Genomic DNA, 18,151 nt, shown 5'->3' with positions numbered 1-18,151 from the left:
ACGAAGCTTGCGCTTCATTCAAAAATTGTAAAACTTATTTTTGCCTCATCGTTCAGTTTTCAAAGTTCGTCTGCCGCTCTTGGCGACTTAAATATCTTACCAAGTGGAGAACAAAAGGTCAACCACTTTTTAAAAATATTTTTTGTTTTCTTCGTCGCTTATCTCGGCGACGTCTATTAATATATCAGTAAAATAATAACCACGCAACCCTTTTTGTTAAAAAGATTAGAGAAATATATAAAAACTTCATTTGTTCAACCAAAACGATTTTTTTCTTTCATTATATAGGACTAAAAATAAAGAAGGCGCGCCATCGGCGTCGCCTTAAGAACGAAGAGACGATAACGAAACATTTCGCTTCTTTGCTTCTTTCAAATAGAAGAAGTAGAGAGCTTCCGCTTGCTTCACTTGAGCAGCTAGCTCTCCCGTGTCCTCTATGCTGACTTCAAGAATCCGACGTTTCGATTCAAACTTAACCTTAGCTTCTAGCAACTCAGTCAGTAGTCGTTGATCATAATCATCTCTTAACGACTTACGAAACCATTTCATAGCTCTCTTCTACCTTCCATCGCCCGAGATAATGTCACTTCATCCGCATACTCCAAATCTCCACCGACTGGTAAACCATGGGCAAGACGCGTCACGCGAATTCCCGTCGGTTTGAGTAGTCTCGATAAATACATCGAAGTCGCTTCCCCTTCAATGTTCGGGTTGGTCGCTAAAATCACTTCTTGAATCGACTCGTTCTCTTGTAAACGTGTCAGCAAACTTGAAACATTAATATCCTCTGGACCAATCCCTTCCATTGGACTAATGGCTCCATGAAGAACATGATACTTCCCTCTGTATTCCCGCATCTTCTCCATAGCAATCACGTCTCTTGAGTCTTGAACCACACAAACCACCGTTTCATCCCGATGTGAGTCTTTGCAGATTGCACACGGATCAATATCTGTGATGTGGCCACACACGGTACAATACTTTATGTCACGCTTCGCACTCACGAGAGATTTCGCGAACGTCAACACATCGTCTTCTTCCATATCTAATACATGGAATGCTAAACGTACCGCAGTTTTCGGTCCAATCCCAGGTAACTTCGTAAAACTCTCAATCAATCGTCCAATGGCTTCAGGGTATTGCAACTCGCATCGATCCTTTCTTCACTTAAAAGCCTGGGAGGTTCATCCCTTGTGTGAAACGTCCCATCTTATCATTCACAAGCTGATCCGCTTGTTTCATTGCATCATTGATTGCTGCTAAGACGAGATCTTGTAACATATCCACATCGTCCGGATCGACAACGTCTTCAGCAATAATGACGTCTAAAACTTCTTTATGACCGCTGACGACAACTTTCACCATGCCGCCTCCCGCTGTTCCTTCAACCGATAACTCTTTTAATTCCTCTTGAGCTTTCGCCATATCTTTTTGCATCTTTTGCATCTGTTTCATCATGTTGTTCATGTTTCCCATTCCACGCATTCAGAGCGCCTCCCTTATGTTTCTTCGATTTCAACGACATCGCCAAAACGTTCCATCGCCTGCGCAACTAGCGGATCCTCGGTTTCCGGCTCTTCGACTTGTTCCGTTCGTTCTGCTTGTTTTTGAAGGATGAACTCATTTTTTAGTTCATTCCAATCCGTCTCAAGCACCGCCATGATTTCGCGACGAATCCCCGTCACTTCGAATAACGCCTGTTCAATCACATCGCGCGTACGACCATTTGAACTCACTTGTTCATAGTGCCATGTCATTCCATCTTTAAATTGTACCAGTAAGGTGTCACTTGCACAAAGGACAGCTTCACTTTCATAGAAGAGAGCGAAAATCGGACCATCTTGTATCCGAATATTCGTCATGATATCTCCCCAGCTGTCGCGAATCGCATTCAAATGCTGCCGTTCGGCCCGTTGCAAGAGTTGGCGAATCCGTTCTTTAGGCACCCGGATTTGTGTCCGTTTCGGAGCAGGCTTCGGCTTTTCTGCTTCTCCACCTGTCACGACAACACCATTCTTCTTCACTTCATTTAATTCACGGCTCAGTTCACGCACTTGATCTTGTAGTTGTGTCATTTGCTCACTAATTGTACGGCCTTGTTCCGCGATCCGGATGAATGTTAACTCCACCAACACTTTCGGATGGTTAGATAACCTCATCTGCTGTTGGCAATCATTGAGCTCTTCAATCACTTGGAACAATTCATCCGTTGAAGTCGCTTCGACGAACTGACGAAACTCGTCAGTCGGACGAGCACGTTCCAATAAGTCAGCTGCTTGTGGAGATGCTTTCAAGAGTAACGCATCCCGATGAACGAACACTAAATCTTCGATGAAACGTTTCAAGTCCTTCCCTTCACGTAACATCAATTCAAGCGTACTCAAAATGGCATTTAACTCTTTTCGCTGGAGACCATACGCCATGTCGAGCAACGTTTCATCCGTCACGGCACCCGTGACTTCTAACACCGCTTCTTCCGTCAACCGCCCATCACTGAATGCGAGCGCCTGATCAAGTAAGCTAAGGGCATCTCGCATCCCGCCATCGGCAGCACGTGCGATGAGTTTCAACGCTTCCGGATCGTAGTCATGGTCTTGGTCGTTCAAAATATAGGCCATCCGCGTTTGCAATTGACTCACTTCATGTCGTTTGACATCGAATCGCTGACAGCGGGAAATGATCGTGGCCGGAATTTTATGTGGTTCTGTTGTAGCCAAGATGAATATCGCATGTGCCGGTGGTTCCTCAAGCGTCTTTAACAACGCGTTGAATGCACCGGTCGATAACATATGCACTTCATCAATGATGTATACTTTGTAACGCCCTTGGGACGGCGGATATTTGACTTTGTCTCGAATCTCCCGAATTTCGTCAACTCCGTTGTTCGATGCGGCATCAATTTCAAACACGTCGGGACTTGTCCCTTCCGTGATGGCGATACACGTCGGACAGGTGTTACATGGTTCACGTGTCGGCGCACTTTCACAGTTGATTGCCTTGGCGATGATTTTCGCCAAACTCGTCTTCCCCGTTCCACGTGGGCCGGAAAATAGGTACGCATGTGACATCCGCTCCTCTAACAGAGCATTTTGAATCGTACGTGTGATATGGACTTGACCGACGACCTCTTGAAACGATTGAGGTCTATATACACGATATAACGCTTGATACGCCATGAGTTCGCCTCCTTCCCTACTGTTCTTCTCTATCTCATCATACAAAAAAATCTACAGCCCGGGGGCCATAGATTGAAGTTATAAAATAAATCTGCCGCGCACCGATTTCTGAAAGCACGTCAACATGCGTTACTCATGCAGTTTGCTCAGCCCAAGCACCCCTGCGGCACACGGTACGTCACCACTTAAGGCTGCTTCCTTCCGGACCTGACCTGGTTCATGGGTGACCGTTGCGCAGGACTCAGACGTCAACGCCACTTACATAAGGCAGACCACACCAGCGCACTCCCTCGAATCGGGATTCAGTCTCGCTACAGCGGATTGCGAGTGACAGGGCACCGCTACCTCCCCACCTAGCACGGCAAATGGGTAAATGAAATTAGGCACTATCTCGAGTGCTATTACATTATACTGTTTAATCGGTTGGGTTGCAACCTCTCTGATTGAGTCGGTCTTGTTTCTTCCTTTCCCGAAGCGCTCGGAAGAAATCTGTCAGGAGCTGTCCACATTCTTCTGCTAAAACATTTTCTGTCACTTCAGCTTGGTGATTGAATCGCTCATCCTGCACCAAGTTCATCAATGTCCCGCAACATCCACCTTTCGGGTCGTGGGCACCGAAAATGACACGTTTCACGCGAGATAACACGATTGCGCCCGCACACATCGGACACGGTTCAAGGGTAACGTATAGTTCGCAGTCTTCTAATCGCCAATTCCCTAACATTTCATTAGCCGTTTCAATCGCAATCATTTCGGCGTGTGCTGCCGCCAGACGATCTGTCTCACGACGATTGTGCCCAGTTGCAATCACCTGGTCTCCCTTTACGATTACACAACCAATCGGCACCTCGCCAATGGCTTCTGCTTTCTTCGCTTCTTCGATGGCCAACTGCATAAATCGCTCATCACGTTCCATCGATTCACCTCATTTCTTATTTAAAACTATGAAAAAAAATGAAAATCAAATCCCTCGCCATATCGCTCGTATTGTGTGCTAGAATGGAACTTGCACTTTGGATAATGGAGGATGACATCATATGTTTATAACGGTAGAAGGACCGATTGGTGTCGGGAAAACATCACTGGCCCATATCATCAGTCAGCATTTCTCGATGCAGATGCTGAATGAAATTGTAGAAGAGAACCCATTTCTCGGCAAGTTTTATGAAGATATCGAAGAATGGAGTTTCCAAACGGAAATGTTCTTCTTGTGCAATCGATTCAAGCAGTTGGATGATATTCACAAACACCACTTGAGTCAGCAACAATCCGTCGTTTCGGACTATCATATTTTCAAAAACTTGATTTTTGCTCACCGTTCGCTGAAACCGGCACATTTGAACAAGTACGAGCAGATTTATAAGATTTTGACACATGATATGCCGAAACCTGATGTCGTCATTTACTTACATGCCAGCATTGAGACATTAATGAAACGAGTCGCCTTGCGTGGACGTGAAGTGGAAGAAAATATGTCTCGTGATTACCTCGAACAACTTGCTCACGACTATGAGACGTTTGTTGAATCGTATCGCGCGGCCCATCCAGAAGTGAAGATTCTCTCGTTCAGTGGGGATGAACTCGACTTTGTACACAATCCGGACGACTTGACTCATGTCCTAAAAACGATTGAGCGTGAATTAGAATTAACTAAAGGAGCCCAAATAAAATGAAGCTGATTGATAAATATAACATCCCGAACGATACAATCATTACAATCGGGGGAATGGTCGGGATCGGGAAATCAACGATCACCAATTCGTTAGCCGATGCATTGAATTTCCGAACGTCTCTCGAAAAAGTAGATACCAACCCTTACCTCGATAAATTCTATCATGATTTCGAACGTTGGAGCTTCCATCTTCAAATTTACTTCTTGGCAGAACGTTTTAAAGAACAGAAGAAAATCTTCCAATACGGTGGCGGCTTCATCCAAGATCGTTCAATCTATGAAGATACAGGCATCTTCGCCAAGATGCACTATGAAAAAGGGACGATGTCACCAACAGACTACGAAACGTATTCTAGTTTGTTCGAGGCAATGGTGTTGACACCGTTCTTCCCGCACCCGGATCTATTAATCTATCTTGAAGGTTCGTTCGAACAAGTACTCGAACGCATTCAGATGCGCGGTCGCGAGATGGAACAGCAAACACCAATCGCTTATTGGGAAGAGATGTACACCCGCTACACAGAATGGATCAACAACTTCAACCTGTGCCCGGTATTGCGTCTCTCGATCGAAGAGTATGACCTCATCAACGACCCAGATTCAGTCGAACTCATTCTTGAGAAAATTGAAAAGCAACTCACGATTGCACGCGAAGCAAAAGTGAGATAATCAATAGAAGGATTGCGCCAACGAAAGCGTAATCCTTCTTTTTGTGCATAAAAAAATCCACAGCGCTTATGTCTGTGGATACAAAAAATGCATCTGCCTCTGCAGATGCCCGATTGAAAGCGGAGTTGGTGGGATTCGAACCCACGCGAGCCTTGCGACTCCTAACGGATTTCGAGTCCGTCCCCTTCAGCCGGACTTGGGTACAACTCCAGGCCTAAAAAAGTGTAAAAAAAAGAAAGTGGAGGAGGTGGTGGGATTCGAACCCACGCAGGCTATTACACCCCTGACGGTTTTCAAGACCGTTCCCTTAAACCACTTGGGTACACCTCCAAAAGATATAAAGTTGTGTGAGCCTCCAAAAAAGAAATGGAGGAGGTGGTGGGATTCGAACCCACGCAGGCTGTTACACCCCTGACGGTTTTCAAGACCGTTCCCTTAAACCACTTGGGTACACCTCCAAAGCTCATATGCAATTCGTGAGCAACAGTGTCGCTCGACATGATTTATAGTACCAACTGAAGAGACAGATGTCAAACCCTTTTGTGAAAAAACATTAAAAAAATTGAGCAGCCTCAAAATCGAGGCTGCTCAAGCGTTTAGTTCGGCATTTCAATCTTTTCTTTTCCACCCATGTAAGGACGAAGAACTTCTGGAATCACGACCGATCCATCCGCTTGTTGATAATTTTCAAGAATCGCTGCGACCGTTCGTCCGACCGCCAAACCTGAACCGTTCAACGTATGCACAAACTCAGGTTTCGCATTGGCGTCACGACGGAAACGAATTCCCGCACGACGCGCTTGGAAATCTTCAAAGTTTGAGCAAGACGAGATTTCACGATAGACCCCTTGTGCCGGCATCCATACTTCAATATCGTATTTTTTCGCGGCAGTGAATCCGAGATCTGCCGTACACATGCTGAGCACTTGATAAGGAAGGCCTAGACGTTTTAAGACTTCTTCAGCATGACCTGTCAACAGTTCCAATTGCTCATAAGACTCTTCCGGTTTTACGAAGCGGACGAGCTCGACTTTATTGAATTGGTGCTGACGGATCAACCCACGCGTGTCACGTCCCGCTGACCCAGCTTCAGAACGGAAGTTTGCACTATATGCAGTATACGCGATTGGAAGTTGTGTTTCCGGAAGAATTTCTTCACGGTGCATGTTCGTGACCGGTACTTCAGCAGTCGGAACGAGGAAGTAGTTCGTATCCGCTACTTTAAATGCATCCTCTTCAAATTTAGGAAGCTGACCCGTTCCTGTCATCGAATCTCGATTGACCATATAAGGAGGTAACACTTCAGCGTACCCATGCTCATCTGAATGAAGGTCCATCATAAAGTTGATGAGGGCACGTTCTAAGCGAGCGCCTAATCCTTTATAGAAGACGAAGCGGCTACCTGTTACTTTTCCAGCGCGCTCGACATCGACGATTTGAAGGTCTTCCATCACGTCCCAATGTTGCTTAGGCTCGAAATCAAACTCAGGCTTTGTCCCGATTTCGCGAATCGTCACGTTGTCGTCTTCCGTTTCGCCGATTGGTGTTGATTCGTGCGGGATATTTGGGATGCTGAGTAAAATCAAGTTGAGTTCTGCTTCAACTTCGCGTAACTCTTCGTCCAACAGTTTGATTTCATCGCCGAGGCGACGTGTCTCTAAAATCGGACCTTCGGCATCTTCTTTGTTCCGCTTCAATTCAGCGATTTGTTTTGTCGCTTCGTTGCGCTTCGCTTTCTTCACTTCGACTTCGTTGATCAAGTCACGACGTTTCTCCTCTAGTCGTGGGAAGCGGTCAAGTGCACTCAAGTCTTCCCCCCGGTGAGCTAACTTTTCTTTAATCCCTTCAAAATCCTGTCGCAAACGTTTAATGTCTAACATTGCTATTCCTCCTTTTTCATATAAAAAAGGTGGCACGTCCCTTTCCCGTAGGAAAGGGACGAACCACCTTGGATCCGCGTTGCCACCCTCGTTGCCCAAATGTTTGAGCCACTCGATGCACGTAACGTGTGCGAACGTGACTTGTTTCCAAGTCAATGCTCCGAGGCCGATTCGGTCACGTCATCTCACTAGTTTGCACCAACCACTAGCTCTCTGTCAGTAGACGTACGTAACGTACTTATTCTCATCATCGCATCTGTCATTGAATTAATCTTACTTTACAACATCTCAACTTGTTCGACAAGACTGATTTTTCCAAGTGCGAGGCGGATTTGATCGAGGAAATCCAAAAAAGCTCGCGTTATTCTCGTCAAGAACGAGGCGGTATCGACCGACTCCGCTGTAACAAGTGCCATCTTAGGAGGAGCCTCTCCCTCTAAATAGCGTACGTTCTCCGAAGAATCGATGGTGACCATGCCTGCCTGTGTGTCAGCCTTAATCGGAGCCTCTAAATCAAGCAGATCATATTCGGGCTCCGGTACGGGTTTTCCTTTTTCGACTAATACTTCAAAGTCGTTCGTCGTTCGGACCGCGACTTGCTCTTCCTCGCCTTGAGAGACCGTTGCCATCTTGGAGATTGTCTCCCCCATCCGCAAGATTGGGGTCATCACGAAATCCGCATAAGCATAATCATGTAGCGCTTTCGTTGCTGCATAACGTCCCTCGTCCGATGTTGCACCGAGGACGACCGACAAAACGGTACGCCCATCCCGTGTGGATACGCCGATGAAACAATATCCCGCCTCATTCGTCGTGCCTGTCTTGAAGCCGAGCATTCCCGGATAAGCGAGGTCACGATTAGCGAGCATGCGATTCGTCGCATCAAATCGAACACCGTCGACGTCCACGTATGCCCGCTTCGTCACGTCGAGCACTTCCGGATACGTCGTCAAATACACGATCGCGAGCTTCATCAAGTCCTTAGCAGACGTCAAGTTGTCTCCCGGTAGGCCAGCGGATTCAGAATCGAGTCCTGAGGCGTTCGCGAACGTCGTTTGCGTCATCCCTAATTCATCAGCCCGGCGATTCATCTCTTTGACGAATGCCTCTTCCGAACCGGATACGGCCTCCCCGAGCGTTACGGCCGCTTCATTCGCTGAACGAATCAACGCGGCATCGTATAATTCTTTGACGGTATATGGTTTATTTAACAGCGGGATTCGTGCCAACCCGGGCTTTCTCGTCAACGCCAAAGCAGCATCGCTCGGTGTGATTTCTTGTGTCCAACTGAGTTTCCCTGCCTGAATCGCCTCACGCGTCAAAAATGCAGTCATCAGCTTCGTGATTGAAGCCGGCTGAAGCATCGAATCTTCTTGTTTGGCAAATAGAACTTGTCCTGTCGTCACGTCTACAAGCATCGCGCTTGCTGCATCCACTTTCGGAGCGGCCGCAGAGGCAGCCGATGGCAACATGGTCTGTATGACGAATACGACAGTGAGCAATATGATGAAATAACGGGCCTTCACATCGTTTCCCCTTTCTGTACGCTTCTTTGTTCAGTGTAACAAAAAATAAGTTTGAAGGACCCCCTTTTTGCGAGGTCCCTCAAACTTATACATGTTGACTCTGATTCGCTTTGACCATCTCGATAAAATAGCGATGTAACGAGAGGTCATCCGTCAATTCGGGATGGAACGAGCAAGCCAGATACTGATTGTAACGGACCGCCACAATCGCTTCCTCCACTTCAGCGAGCACATCTACTTCCGGTTCGACACGTGCCACTTGTGGGGCACGAATAAAGACCGCTTCGACTGGCTCATCGAGTCCTTTCACTGGAAGGTCGACTTCAAAACTGTCGACCTGACGTCCGAACGCATTGCGTTTCACTGTCATCGGGATTTTCTTCAAGTGGGCGTCATACCCTTCGACTTCGTTCGCGAGAAGAATCATGCCGGCACATGTGCCGAACATTGGTAACGTTTCCGTCTCTCGAAGTGGTTCAAGTAATCCATAACGATCGAGTAGTCGACGCATTGCCGTGCTCTCTCCACCTGGTAACACGAGTCCGTCAATTGACTCCAAGTCTTCTACCGAGCGAACGACAACGGTTCGAGCACCGAGCGCTTCCAGCATGCGAACATGCTCACGAATCGCACCTTGCATTCCTAATACGCCAATCGTTACCATCTTACCAGCCTCGTGGTGCCATGAGTTCTTCTTCTTTGAGTGTGCGGACGTCGAGTCCTTTCATCGCCTCACCCAATCCTTTTGACAAGTGTGCGATTCGCTCATAGTCATCGTGATACGTTGTTGCTTCTACAATGGCACGTGCAAATTTTTCTGGGTTCTCCGCTTTGAAAATACCAGATCCGACAAAGACTCCATCTGCCCCGAGGTGCATCATCAAGGCAGCATCCGCTGGTGTCGCGATTCCACCTGCTGCGAAGTTTACGACCGGCAGACGGCCCGCTTCACGGATTTGCATCAATACTTCAAACGGTGCACCGAGGTCGCGCGCCTCTGTCATGACCTCATCTACGCTCATCGACAAGAGACGTTTCACTTGAGCTTGGACTGTACGCATATGACGAACCGCTTCGACGATGTTCCCTGTTCCCGGCTCCCCTTTTGTACGAATCATCGCTGCCCCTTCACCGATACGGCGGGCTGCTTCACCGAGGTCGCGTGCTCCACATACGAACGGCGCCGTATAGTCGCGCTTGTACAAGTGGAACTCTTCGTCGGCTGGTGTCAACACTTCACTCTCGTCAATGAAGTCGACCCCCATCGACTCGAGGACACGTGCTTCAGCGATATGCCCGATCCGGCATTTTGCCATAACCGGCACAGATACTGCCCCCATGACGTCTTCGATGATTGTCGGGTCAGCCATACGGGCAACGCCACCCATTTTACGGATATCTGATGGTACACGTTCGAGCGCCATGACAGCCACAGCACCGGCAGCTTCAGCGATTTTCGCCTGTTCAGCGTTGATGACGTCCATGATGACGCCGCCTTTTTGCATTTCAGCCATCCCACGTTTTACTTTATCTGTCCCTACTTGTCTCTTTTCCATTGAAATCCCTCCATTGATTCGTGTTCTACTTGCTAGTATAAGTTGAATTGACTATATTAAAAGTGCCAGTTTCTCATTATTTAAAGTGGTCAGTTTTAAATAAAGGACTCTATTTCATCTATCACGAACCTGTTGAAGTATAAAGGAGGAATACGTATGTTAAACCGCGATTCGTTTGATGGGGGTCATCGTGCCTCATTCGGGACACCCGGGATTGTCTCTTTCATCATTATTCTTGGGTTTATGCTCTACTTCTTTTTTGGTTCGTAAAGAAAGGAACGTCACACCATGGATATGCTTACCTTATCGCTTGATCAAGAATCGTCCATCCCGCTTTACGAGCAATTGTATAAACACATTCGGGATGCCATCCTCGACGATACGTTAAAGACAGGAACCAAATTACCTTCAAAGCGTAAGCTCTCTCAATTTTTAGATGTCTCGCAGACCACGGTCGAGTTCGCGTATGCCCAGTTACTCGCCGAAGGATACATCGAGTCCATTCCTCGAAAAGGATTTTATGTGTTACCTCAAGAGGAACTGTACGTCCGGCGCTCGAGTAGTACCATCACACCAGCCCCTCAGCGAAAGACATATGATTATGATGTTTCCCCGAGTCAAATCGACACGACTGCCTTCCCGTTTGAACGATGGAAGCGACACATCAAACATGTCGTCGATGACGTGAATCATGAATTACTTGCGTTAGGTTCTGTTCAAGGAGATCTAGAATTACGCCAAGAAATCGCCACATATCTTTATCACTCCCGTGGCGTACAGTGCTCACCAGAACAGATCATCGTCGGGTCCGGTACGGAACAGCTGTTGCCACAACTCTTGAATCTATTACCGGACTCGTCTATCTTCGGGATCGAAGACCCTGGTTATCCGCTCACGCGATTGTTGTTCGAACAACAAGGACGCACATCGATTCCTATTCCCGTAGACGATAGTGGTGTTTGTGTGAATGAGCTCGAGCGTCATGCAATCGATGCACTATATGTCACACCTGCTCATCAATTTCCGACAGGGACCGTCCTGTCTGTCAGTCGAAGGCAACGTTTGTTAAATTGGGCACTCGTCCATCAGACGTATATCATCGAAGACGATTACGACAGCGAGTTTCGCTATAGCGGCAAGCCGATTCCGTCACTGCAGAGCATGGACCCGAACGAACGGGTTATCTATATCAGTACGTTTTCAAAATCTCTCATGCCATCCTTACGCATCGGCTATATGGTCTTACCGACACCCTTGTTAAACCGTTACCGGGAACGACACCAGTATTTCACCTGTAGCGTTCCCCGGTTCGAACAACAGACGTTGGCCTTATTCATGTCGAGCGGTGACTTTGAGAAGCATTTGAACCGGATGCGAAAAATATACCGTCGTAAGTTAGAAAGTGTCCTCTCCGCCTTCCGACCATTCGAACCGACCGTCACCGTGACCGGAGCAAGTGCCGGATTGCACGTCGTGTTGACCATCGCGACCGAGCGAACAGAGCAAGAATTGAAGCGGTCCGCCGAATCCGCCGGAATCGCCATTAAATCCATGAACGACTATCGTATCGTGCATCCGGACTCCCACAAGCAATTTCTGTTCGGGTTTGCGCATTTGTCTGAGTCGACTTTACCTGACGTGATCGTTCAGTTGATGCTTGCGTGGGAAGTTTCAAAAGGAGGGAAGTCATGAATCGACGTATCCGGTGGCTCATCGGACTTTTACTCATTGGGAGCGGCATCCTCTTTTTGACGAGTCCGATTTGGAAAAATGCCATTGTTAGTTCGACGAGTGAATACGTGGTGGAACAGATGGAATTTCAAGAAGAGAGCGAATTTGATCCAAGTTATAATTTTAAAGCCGTCAGTCCGCTCTCTGTATCGGACGTCCTACAAGCGCGCAATCGGTTTCATAATTTGCCGACAATCGGCGTGATTTCAATTCCCGATGTCTCACTGAAACTTCCCATCATGAAAGGCTTGGACAATGAAAGTCTCGCGGTAGGCACCGGAACGATGCATCCTGAACAAGAGATGGGCAAAGGGAACTACGCGCTCGCCGGCCACTACCTACAACGAGCAACTGCCCTATTCGGACCGCTCCATGAAATCGAGGTCGGTGCCACGATCTACCTTCAAGATGAAACGCAAACGTACGAGTATGTAGTCACTTCGCTTGAAACCGTCTCTCCTGAACGCGTCGATGTATTAGATGTCACCTCAACCCCAACCATCACGTTAATCACGTGTACGTTCGATACGACAGAGCGCCTGATTGTAAAAGGGAAGCTTGTCGCCTCATCCTCTTGACCGCTTCTCCTTTCAGAATAGGAGAGGCGGTTTATTATTTTTTCAAAAACATATTGTTAGCGCTTTCAAGTTCCGATAAACTATTCTTGAAAACGTTTGCATAAAAGTGTGCAAATCCATTTGACAGGAAGAGGTGCCTCATGAAAAAAACAACCGCTCGTCAGGCTTCAACGCTGATCCTTTCCGGAGCATTACTCATTCAAGCCGGTGTCCCGATGAACGCATTGGCCGAACCGACCATGATGACGATGGATGGATTGAAAACAGACTGGAGCTCGATCCCAGCCCTTGCGACTTCCCCGGCTACGGGTTGGCAAGGATTTGATGTCGGTGATTTATACATACAAAACGATGCTCAACATCTTTATTTTTATGTAGATGCGAACAATGTCCCGAATTGGGGCGACAACGGACAATACATTAACATCGCCCTTCAAATTAACGATGAAGATTCTGGCGTCTCTGAAAATCCACTCGGATATCCATTCGACTTTACAGGCGTCGACAAGGCACCTCAATATCATGTTCTCGTTCGTGTCGATGGCGATCAAAAAGTCAAAGAGGCCGCCCTTTATAAGGCCGGACAGGATACCCCACTCTTACAATTGAACCAATTGAACGGTGCGGCTTTCGCAGTGGACCGGACGAAAGGATTCGAAGGAAAGATCCCATTATCCTTACTCGGGCTAAACAATGGAGACCAAGTTCGTGCCTTGACTGTATTGAGCGGCAATAATGCAGGAGAGCATGGTGCGTTCGATACGATTCCAAGTAACGCGGCCAACCAACTGGCGAACAGCTGGAACGTCGCTGCTACTCCGTCGACGCAATCCGTATATAGTGCCCCGTTCACGTTAAATGGGGTGGAGACGATTGATCAGCTTGAGGTCGTTTCGGTGACCCCGGCTTCATCCTCGATCGACGTGGATGTGTCTACCCCAATCACATGGACGTTCAACGAACCTGTCCGTCTCGATACTGAAGCAGTCACGCTTCAACAAGGAGAGACAAAAATCCCGGTCGACGTGACAACGAACGGTTCGACCGTGACACTTCAGCCGAAAGAGGCACTCGCACTCGACACGTCATATACGGCGACCATCCCAGCGGATGCGGTGACAGGGACGATTTCCAACACGTCACTCCCTGCCTTGACGACTTCGTTCAAAACGGCAACCAAGCTCGCCGATCCATGGGAAACGACTCGTTATATCGAGATGAAGTATGTCCGCGCGGATGGAGATTATACGGATTGGAACTTGTGGACGTGGAGCACCGGTAAAAAAGACGGCCAAGTTGACCCGTATCGCATCACGGAGGACGGGGCCATCTTCCGAATCCCCGTTGGCCAAGACGCCACCAAAGTCGGATTTGTGATCCGAAAAGGAACGGATTGGGCTGTGAAGGACGCATACGGAGAAGACAGATACGTCACGCTCGGAGAAGACCGTGTCACGAAGGTCCTCGTCGAAAGCGGCAAAGGTGTGTTCCATCAAGTTCCGACAGTCAACGGACCAGTGTACGGTACAGACGGGATCAGTTTCTTCTACCGCGATGTAGCACTCTATGAATCCGGAAAAATGAATGAAATCGAACAGGTCGCACTCAAAATCAATGATGAAACTTATCCAATGACGTATGAGCCTGAAAACGAATGGTTCCGCCACACAGTGCGTTTGCCTGAAGGCGTTCATGATTACACGTACCTCGTCACAAAAGACGGGGTGACGACTGAAGTGAAGGATCCGTACTTTGAGGCTTCTCAAATCGAGTATCGCCAACCGACCGTCAAACTCACTTCTTCAGTCAGTCCAAAAGCGATTAACTCCAGAGAAAATGCCGTCCTACGGGTAAAACCAACCTTACCGAAGGGATTGACGCTTCGTGAACTCTATATCGATGCACAACCTCTCGGAGGACCCGCTAAGTTGCACATCGACCGTGCATTGAATGCTCAAACCATTGCGGTGAAAGATACGATCAAACCAGGAAACAAGACGCTCTCTGTCACAGCCGTCGACCAGTATGGAAATGTCCATCGTTCGAAGACCACCATCCGTGTCGTTCCGAAATCGATGAAAGAGAAACAAGCATTTGATTGGGATGAGGCACGAATCTACTTCATGCTAACCGACCGCTTCTATAACGGGGACGTGTCCAATGATAATCCGAACCGTGAGTACTATGATAAAGACCATCTGGAATCGTACCATGGTGGAGACTTTGCGGGTGTCACAAAAAAACTCGATTATTTAGATGACTTAGGCATCAATACAATCTGGATTACACCGATTGTGGATAACATCGATTGGGATTTGCGTTACGGGAAAGATGGGTCTCAATATGGCTATCACGGATATTGGGCGAAAAACTTTGAAAAACTTGATGAACACCTTGGAGATATGGCCGCATTCCATAAATTGATTGACGAGGCGCATAAGCGTGGCATCAAAATTATGGTCGATGTCGTCTTGAACCATCCAGGCTACGGCATGGAACCAGGTGCAAGTTCAGCCGTCACGAATTTCCCGACGGATGCAGAACGACAAGTATTCGATGGCATGATTCGCGAGAATCCGGTCGATGGGGACGACCTCAGAATGTCCTTATCTGGTCTTCCTGATTTCAAGACCGAGGAAGCGGCCGTGCGGGAGCAATTGGTCAAATGGCAGACGGATTGGATCAAACGTTCGAAAACGAAAAAAGGAAATACGATCGACTATTTCCGTGTCGATACGGTCAAACATGTAGATTCAACGACGTGGAAATCATTCAAAAATGAGCTGACAACAATCAAGCCAGATTTCAAACTCATCGGCGAACACTATGGAGCCAGCATCAACAATACAGGCGGTTATCTGCGGAGTGGACAAATGGATTCCTTGCTCGACTTCGATTTTAAATACCAGGCCGAGCGATTCGTAAACGGCAACATTGAAGATGTAGAAAAATCGCTCCAATATCGGAATAACCAATTATCGAATGAAGCAACGCTTGGACAATTCTTAAGTAGCCACGACGAAGATGGATTCCTCGTCTCGCGCGCAGATGGAGACACAGGTAAGCAAATGGTCGCTGCCGCCCTTCAGATTACGGCCAAAGGTCAACCGGTCATCTATTACGGAGAAGAAGTCGGGCAATCTGGGAAACATGCAGGGGATATGGATAAAGGTGAGTTCAATGAGAACCGCTATGACTTTGACTGGTCACGTGTCAAAGGAGAAGGGAAAGCGATGCATACGCATTACCAAAAACTATTGAATATCCGTGCAGACTATTCTCACGTATTCAGTAAAGGAACACGATCATCCGTCTCTGTGAATGCCAATTCTGGTTACTCGATTTTTGAGCGGGCCTACGGCAAACAGTCTGTTCTCGTCGGATTGAACACGAAAGAGAAAGCACAAACCGTTTCATTTAAGACGTCGTATAAGGCGAAGACTATTTTGATTGACCGCTATAGCGGCAAATCATACACTGTTCAAAAAGACGGGAAGGTGACCGTCTCACTTCCTGCTCAAGATCAGGGAGGTACCGTCATTTTAGTCGAGAAACGCAAATAAAGAACCGCCATCCTGAGTGAACAGGATGGCGGCTTTTTCATTAACGTGAATAGTTTGGTGCTTCTTTTGTAATGTTGACATCGTGTGGGTGGCTCTCTTGGAGTCCAGCACCTGTCATACGAATGAACTGTGTATCTTCACGAAGGGCACGAATGTCGGCAGCGCCGCAATACCCCATACCTGAACGAAGACCACCGATCAATTGATAGACCGTGTCAGCCAGTTCACCGCGATACGCGACGCGACCTTCGATACCTTCAGGAACGAATTTTTTGTCTGCTTCTTGGAAGTAACGATCTTGGCTTCCGCGTTTCATCGATGCTTCTGATCCCATACCACGGTATGTCTTGAATTGACGACCTTGATAGATTTCCATTTCACCTGGGCTCTCTTTCACACCCGCAAGCAAGCTTCCGAGCATGACTGCATTGGCTCCAGCGGCGATGGCTTTGACGATATCACCAGAGTACTTAATTCCACCGTCAGCGATGACTGAGACACCGTGCTCTTTCGCTTCCATCACGCAATCATAGACTGCTGTGATTTGCGGAACACCGACACCTGCGACGACACGTGTCGTACAGATCGAGCCTGGTCCAATCCCAACTTTAATGACGGATGCTCCTGCTTCAATCAATGCACGCGTCGCTTCTGCTGTTGCCACGTTCCCTGCGATGATTGGAAGGGATGGGAACATATCACGTAACTCACGAACCTTTTCAAGTACGCCAGCTGAGTGACCGTGTGCCGTATCGATAACCAATGCATCCACACCTGCTTCAACCAACACTTGAGCACGTGAAGCCGCGTCTTTCGTCACACCGACTGCAGCTGCGACAAGAAGACGACCTTGCTTATCTTTTGCTGCGTTCGGGAACTGTTCGACCTTTTCGATATCTTTCGTCGTAATGAGACCTTTTAATACACCGTTCTCATCGACAAGTGGAAGTTTCTCGATGCGATGTTGATGAAGGATACGCTCGGCTTCTTCAAGCGATGTACCCACTTTTGCTGTGATGAGGTTCTCTGTCGTCATGACATCTTTGATTACCGTCGAATAGTCTTTGATGAAGCGAAGATCACGATTCGTTAAAATACCAATCAATTGACGTTCATCTTCTGAGTTGACGATTGGGACGCCCGAAATACGATACTTACTCATCAAGTATTCTGCATCGTATACTTGACGGTCTGGAGTTAAATAGAACGGGTTTGTGATGACACCATTTTCTGAGCGCTTTACGCGATCGACGTGCTCAGCCTGCATTTCCATCGACATATTCTTGTGAATGACACCTAAACCACCTTGACGGGCCATAGCAATCGCCATTGGGGCTTCAGTAACGGTATCCATACCGGCACTGATGATCGGAATATTTAATTCGAGTCCTTCACAGAGCTTCGTGCTTAAATCAACGTCACGTGGTAAAACATTTGAAAACCGTGGTACGAGTAATACATCATCAAATGTTAAACCTTCTTTTGCAAACTTATTTTCCCACATAAAAATTGATGGCCCCTTTCTCGTTCTACCTACATCTTTGTTTCGAAATATTTCTGTAATGGTAACAGGTATAACGTAAAAGTGCAATTCAATTCCCGATGTTCAGAAAGTTCAGAATTGTGTTCATTAACTTAAATAACATTAAAATTGTTCGGAATTTCATCGTGTGAACGAGCAGAATATGAAGTTCGATTTCATTATGAACGTAAAAAAACGACCGAGCGTATGCTCGGTCGTCCTGCGTTGTTGCCTGGCAACGTCCTATCCTCACAGGGGGAGATCCCCCAACTACTTTC

General features: G+C 47.4%; 16 protein-coding genes, 3 tRNA genes, 1 other RNA gene and 1 other annotated feature. Of the genes, 6 read left to right on the top strand and 14 right to left on the bottom strand.

What is annotated here, in order from left to right; translation table 11 throughout:
• The coding region (locus tag KNO65_RS15410) for a hypothetical protein (RefSeq protein WP_214785169.1) at window positions 1-180 on the top strand (180 nt) is incomplete at its 5' end.
• A gap of 144 nt (window positions 181-324) precedes the next feature.
• Here the strand turns inward: KNO65_RS15410 and KNO65_RS15405 are convergent.
• The 6 genes from KNO65_RS15405 to tadA form a co-directional block, all read right to left on the bottom strand.
• Entirely contained in the window at window positions 325-549 is a 225-nt protein-coding gene (locus tag KNO65_RS15405; protein WP_214785167.1) for a YaaL family protein, read from the bottom strand.
• Window positions 546-1,145 carry a recombination mediator RecR gene (gene recR / locus KNO65_RS15400; protein WP_012727753.1) on the bottom strand — a complete coding sequence of 200 codons (600 nt, stop codon included), beginning with the start codon at window positions 1,143-1,145 and terminating at the stop codon, window positions 546-548. Before recR ends, KNO65_RS15405 begins: the two co-directional genes overlap by 4 nt.
• A 22-nt stretch (window positions 1,146-1,167) precedes the next feature.
• Window positions 1,168-1,485 (bottom strand): YbaB/EbfC family nucleoid-associated protein, encoded by a 318-nt coding sequence (locus KNO65_RS15395; protein WP_012727754.1) that lies wholly within the window; start codon window positions 1,483-1,485, stop codon window positions 1,168-1,170.
• 14 nt (window positions 1,486-1,499) lie between these two features.
• A complete protein-coding gene (gene dnaX, locus KNO65_RS15390) occupies window positions 1,500-3,176 on the bottom strand; it encodes a DNA polymerase III subunit gamma/tau (RefSeq protein ID WP_031424060.1) in 1,677 nt (558 codons plus the stop codon).
• Window positions 3,177-3,270: 94 nt separating this feature from the next.
• Window positions 3,271-3,538: signal recognition particle sRNA large type (gene ffs / locus KNO65_RS15385), an RNA gene on the bottom strand.
• A 53-nt stretch (window positions 3,539-3,591) separates the two neighbouring features.
• Window positions 3,592-4,092 (bottom strand): tRNA adenosine(34) deaminase TadA, encoded by a 501-nt coding sequence (tadA, locus tag KNO65_RS15380; protein ID WP_159563183.1) that lies wholly within the window; start codon window positions 4,090-4,092, stop codon window positions 3,592-3,594.
• 121 nt (window positions 4,093-4,213) lie between these two features.
• Between tadA and KNO65_RS15375 the strand changes: the two genes are divergently transcribed.
• Complete coding sequence (locus KNO65_RS15375) at window positions 4,214-4,849, top strand: deoxynucleoside kinase (RefSeq protein ID WP_012727757.1); 636 nt, start codon at window positions 4,214-4,216, stop codon at window positions 4,847-4,849.
• Entirely contained in the window at window positions 4,846-5,517 is a 672-nt protein-coding gene (locus KNO65_RS15370; RefSeq protein ID WP_074035276.1) for a deoxynucleoside kinase, read from the top strand. The genes KNO65_RS15375 and KNO65_RS15370 overlap by 4 nt, the downstream gene beginning before the upstream one ends.
• A gap of 120 nt (window positions 5,518-5,637) precedes the next feature.
• Here the strand turns inward: KNO65_RS15370 and KNO65_RS15365 are convergent.
• The 7 genes from KNO65_RS15365 to pdxS form a co-directional block, all read right to left on the bottom strand.
• Window positions 5,638-5,727 (bottom strand) — tRNA-Ser (locus tag KNO65_RS15365).
• Between the two features lie 29 nt (window positions 5,728-5,756).
• Window positions 5,757-5,847 (bottom strand) — tRNA-Ser (locus tag KNO65_RS15360).
• Between the two features lie 37 nt (window positions 5,848-5,884).
• A tRNA-Ser gene (locus tag KNO65_RS15355) sits at window positions 5,885-5,975 on the bottom strand.
• Between the two features lie 138 nt (window positions 5,976-6,113).
• Window positions 6,114-7,397 (bottom strand): serine--tRNA ligase, encoded by a 1,284-nt coding sequence (gene serS, locus KNO65_RS15350; protein WP_214785165.1) that lies wholly within the window; start codon window positions 7,395-7,397, stop codon window positions 6,114-6,116.
• A 51-nt stretch (window positions 7,398-7,448) separates the two neighbouring features.
• Window positions 7,449-7,657 (bottom strand) — a binding site (T-box leader).
• An 18-nt stretch (window positions 7,658-7,675) separates the two neighbouring features.
• Window positions 7,676-8,923: a D-alanyl-D-alanine carboxypeptidase family protein gene (locus KNO65_RS15345; RefSeq protein WP_214785162.1), complete on the bottom strand. Its 1,248-nt coding sequence runs from the start codon at window positions 8,921-8,923 to the stop codon at window positions 7,676-7,678.
• An 85-nt stretch (window positions 8,924-9,008) separates the two neighbouring features.
• A complete protein-coding gene (pdxT, locus tag KNO65_RS15340) occupies window positions 9,009-9,587 on the bottom strand; it encodes a pyridoxal 5'-phosphate synthase glutaminase subunit PdxT (protein ID WP_214785160.1) in 579 nt (192 codons plus the stop codon).
• A 1-nt stretch (window position 9,588) separates the two neighbouring features.
• Window positions 9,589-10,479: a pyridoxal 5'-phosphate synthase lyase subunit PdxS gene (pdxS, locus tag KNO65_RS15335; RefSeq protein ID WP_012727762.1), complete on the bottom strand. Its 891-nt coding sequence runs from the start codon at window positions 10,477-10,479 to the stop codon at window positions 9,589-9,591.
• Between the two features lie 288 nt (window positions 10,480-10,767).
• Here pdxS and pdxR point away from each other — a divergent pair, with 288 nt between their 5' ends.
• The 3 genes from pdxR to KNO65_RS15320 all read left to right on the top strand — a co-directional run bounded on the left by pdxR (window position 10,768) and on the right by KNO65_RS15320 (window position 16,351).
• Window positions 10,768-12,171, top strand: coding sequence for a MocR-like pyridoxine biosynthesis transcription factor PdxR (gene pdxR / locus KNO65_RS15330; RefSeq protein ID WP_159563186.1), 1,404 nt, complete (start codon window positions 10,768-10,770; stop codon window positions 12,169-12,171).
• Complete coding sequence (locus tag KNO65_RS15325) at window positions 12,168-12,788, top strand: class A sortase (protein ID WP_214785158.1); 621 nt, start codon at window positions 12,168-12,170, stop codon at window positions 12,786-12,788. Before pdxR ends, KNO65_RS15325 begins: the two co-directional genes overlap by 4 nt.
• 140 nt (window positions 12,789-12,928) lie before the next feature.
• Window positions 12,929-16,351, top strand: a complete 3,423-nt coding sequence (locus KNO65_RS15320; protein WP_214785156.1) for an alpha-amylase family glycosyl hydrolase — start codon at window positions 12,929-12,931, stop codon at window positions 16,349-16,351.
• Window positions 16,352-16,391: 40 nt separating this feature from the next.
• Here the strand turns inward: KNO65_RS15320 and guaB are convergent, their stop codons facing one another.
• Entirely contained in the window at window positions 16,392-17,855 is a 1,464-nt protein-coding gene (gene guaB, locus KNO65_RS15315; RefSeq protein ID WP_074035270.1) for an IMP dehydrogenase, read from the bottom strand.
• Window positions 17,856-18,151 lie beyond the last annotated feature (296 nt).

It is taken from the genome of Exiguobacterium sp. S3, assembly GCF_018617295.1.
Lineage (GTDB): Bacteria > Bacillota > Bacilli > Exiguobacteriales > Exiguobacteriaceae > Exiguobacterium > Exiguobacterium profundum.
The sequence above is the reverse complement of the archived record's forward strand: the minus strand, read 5'-3'. Positions and strand labels throughout refer to the sequence as shown.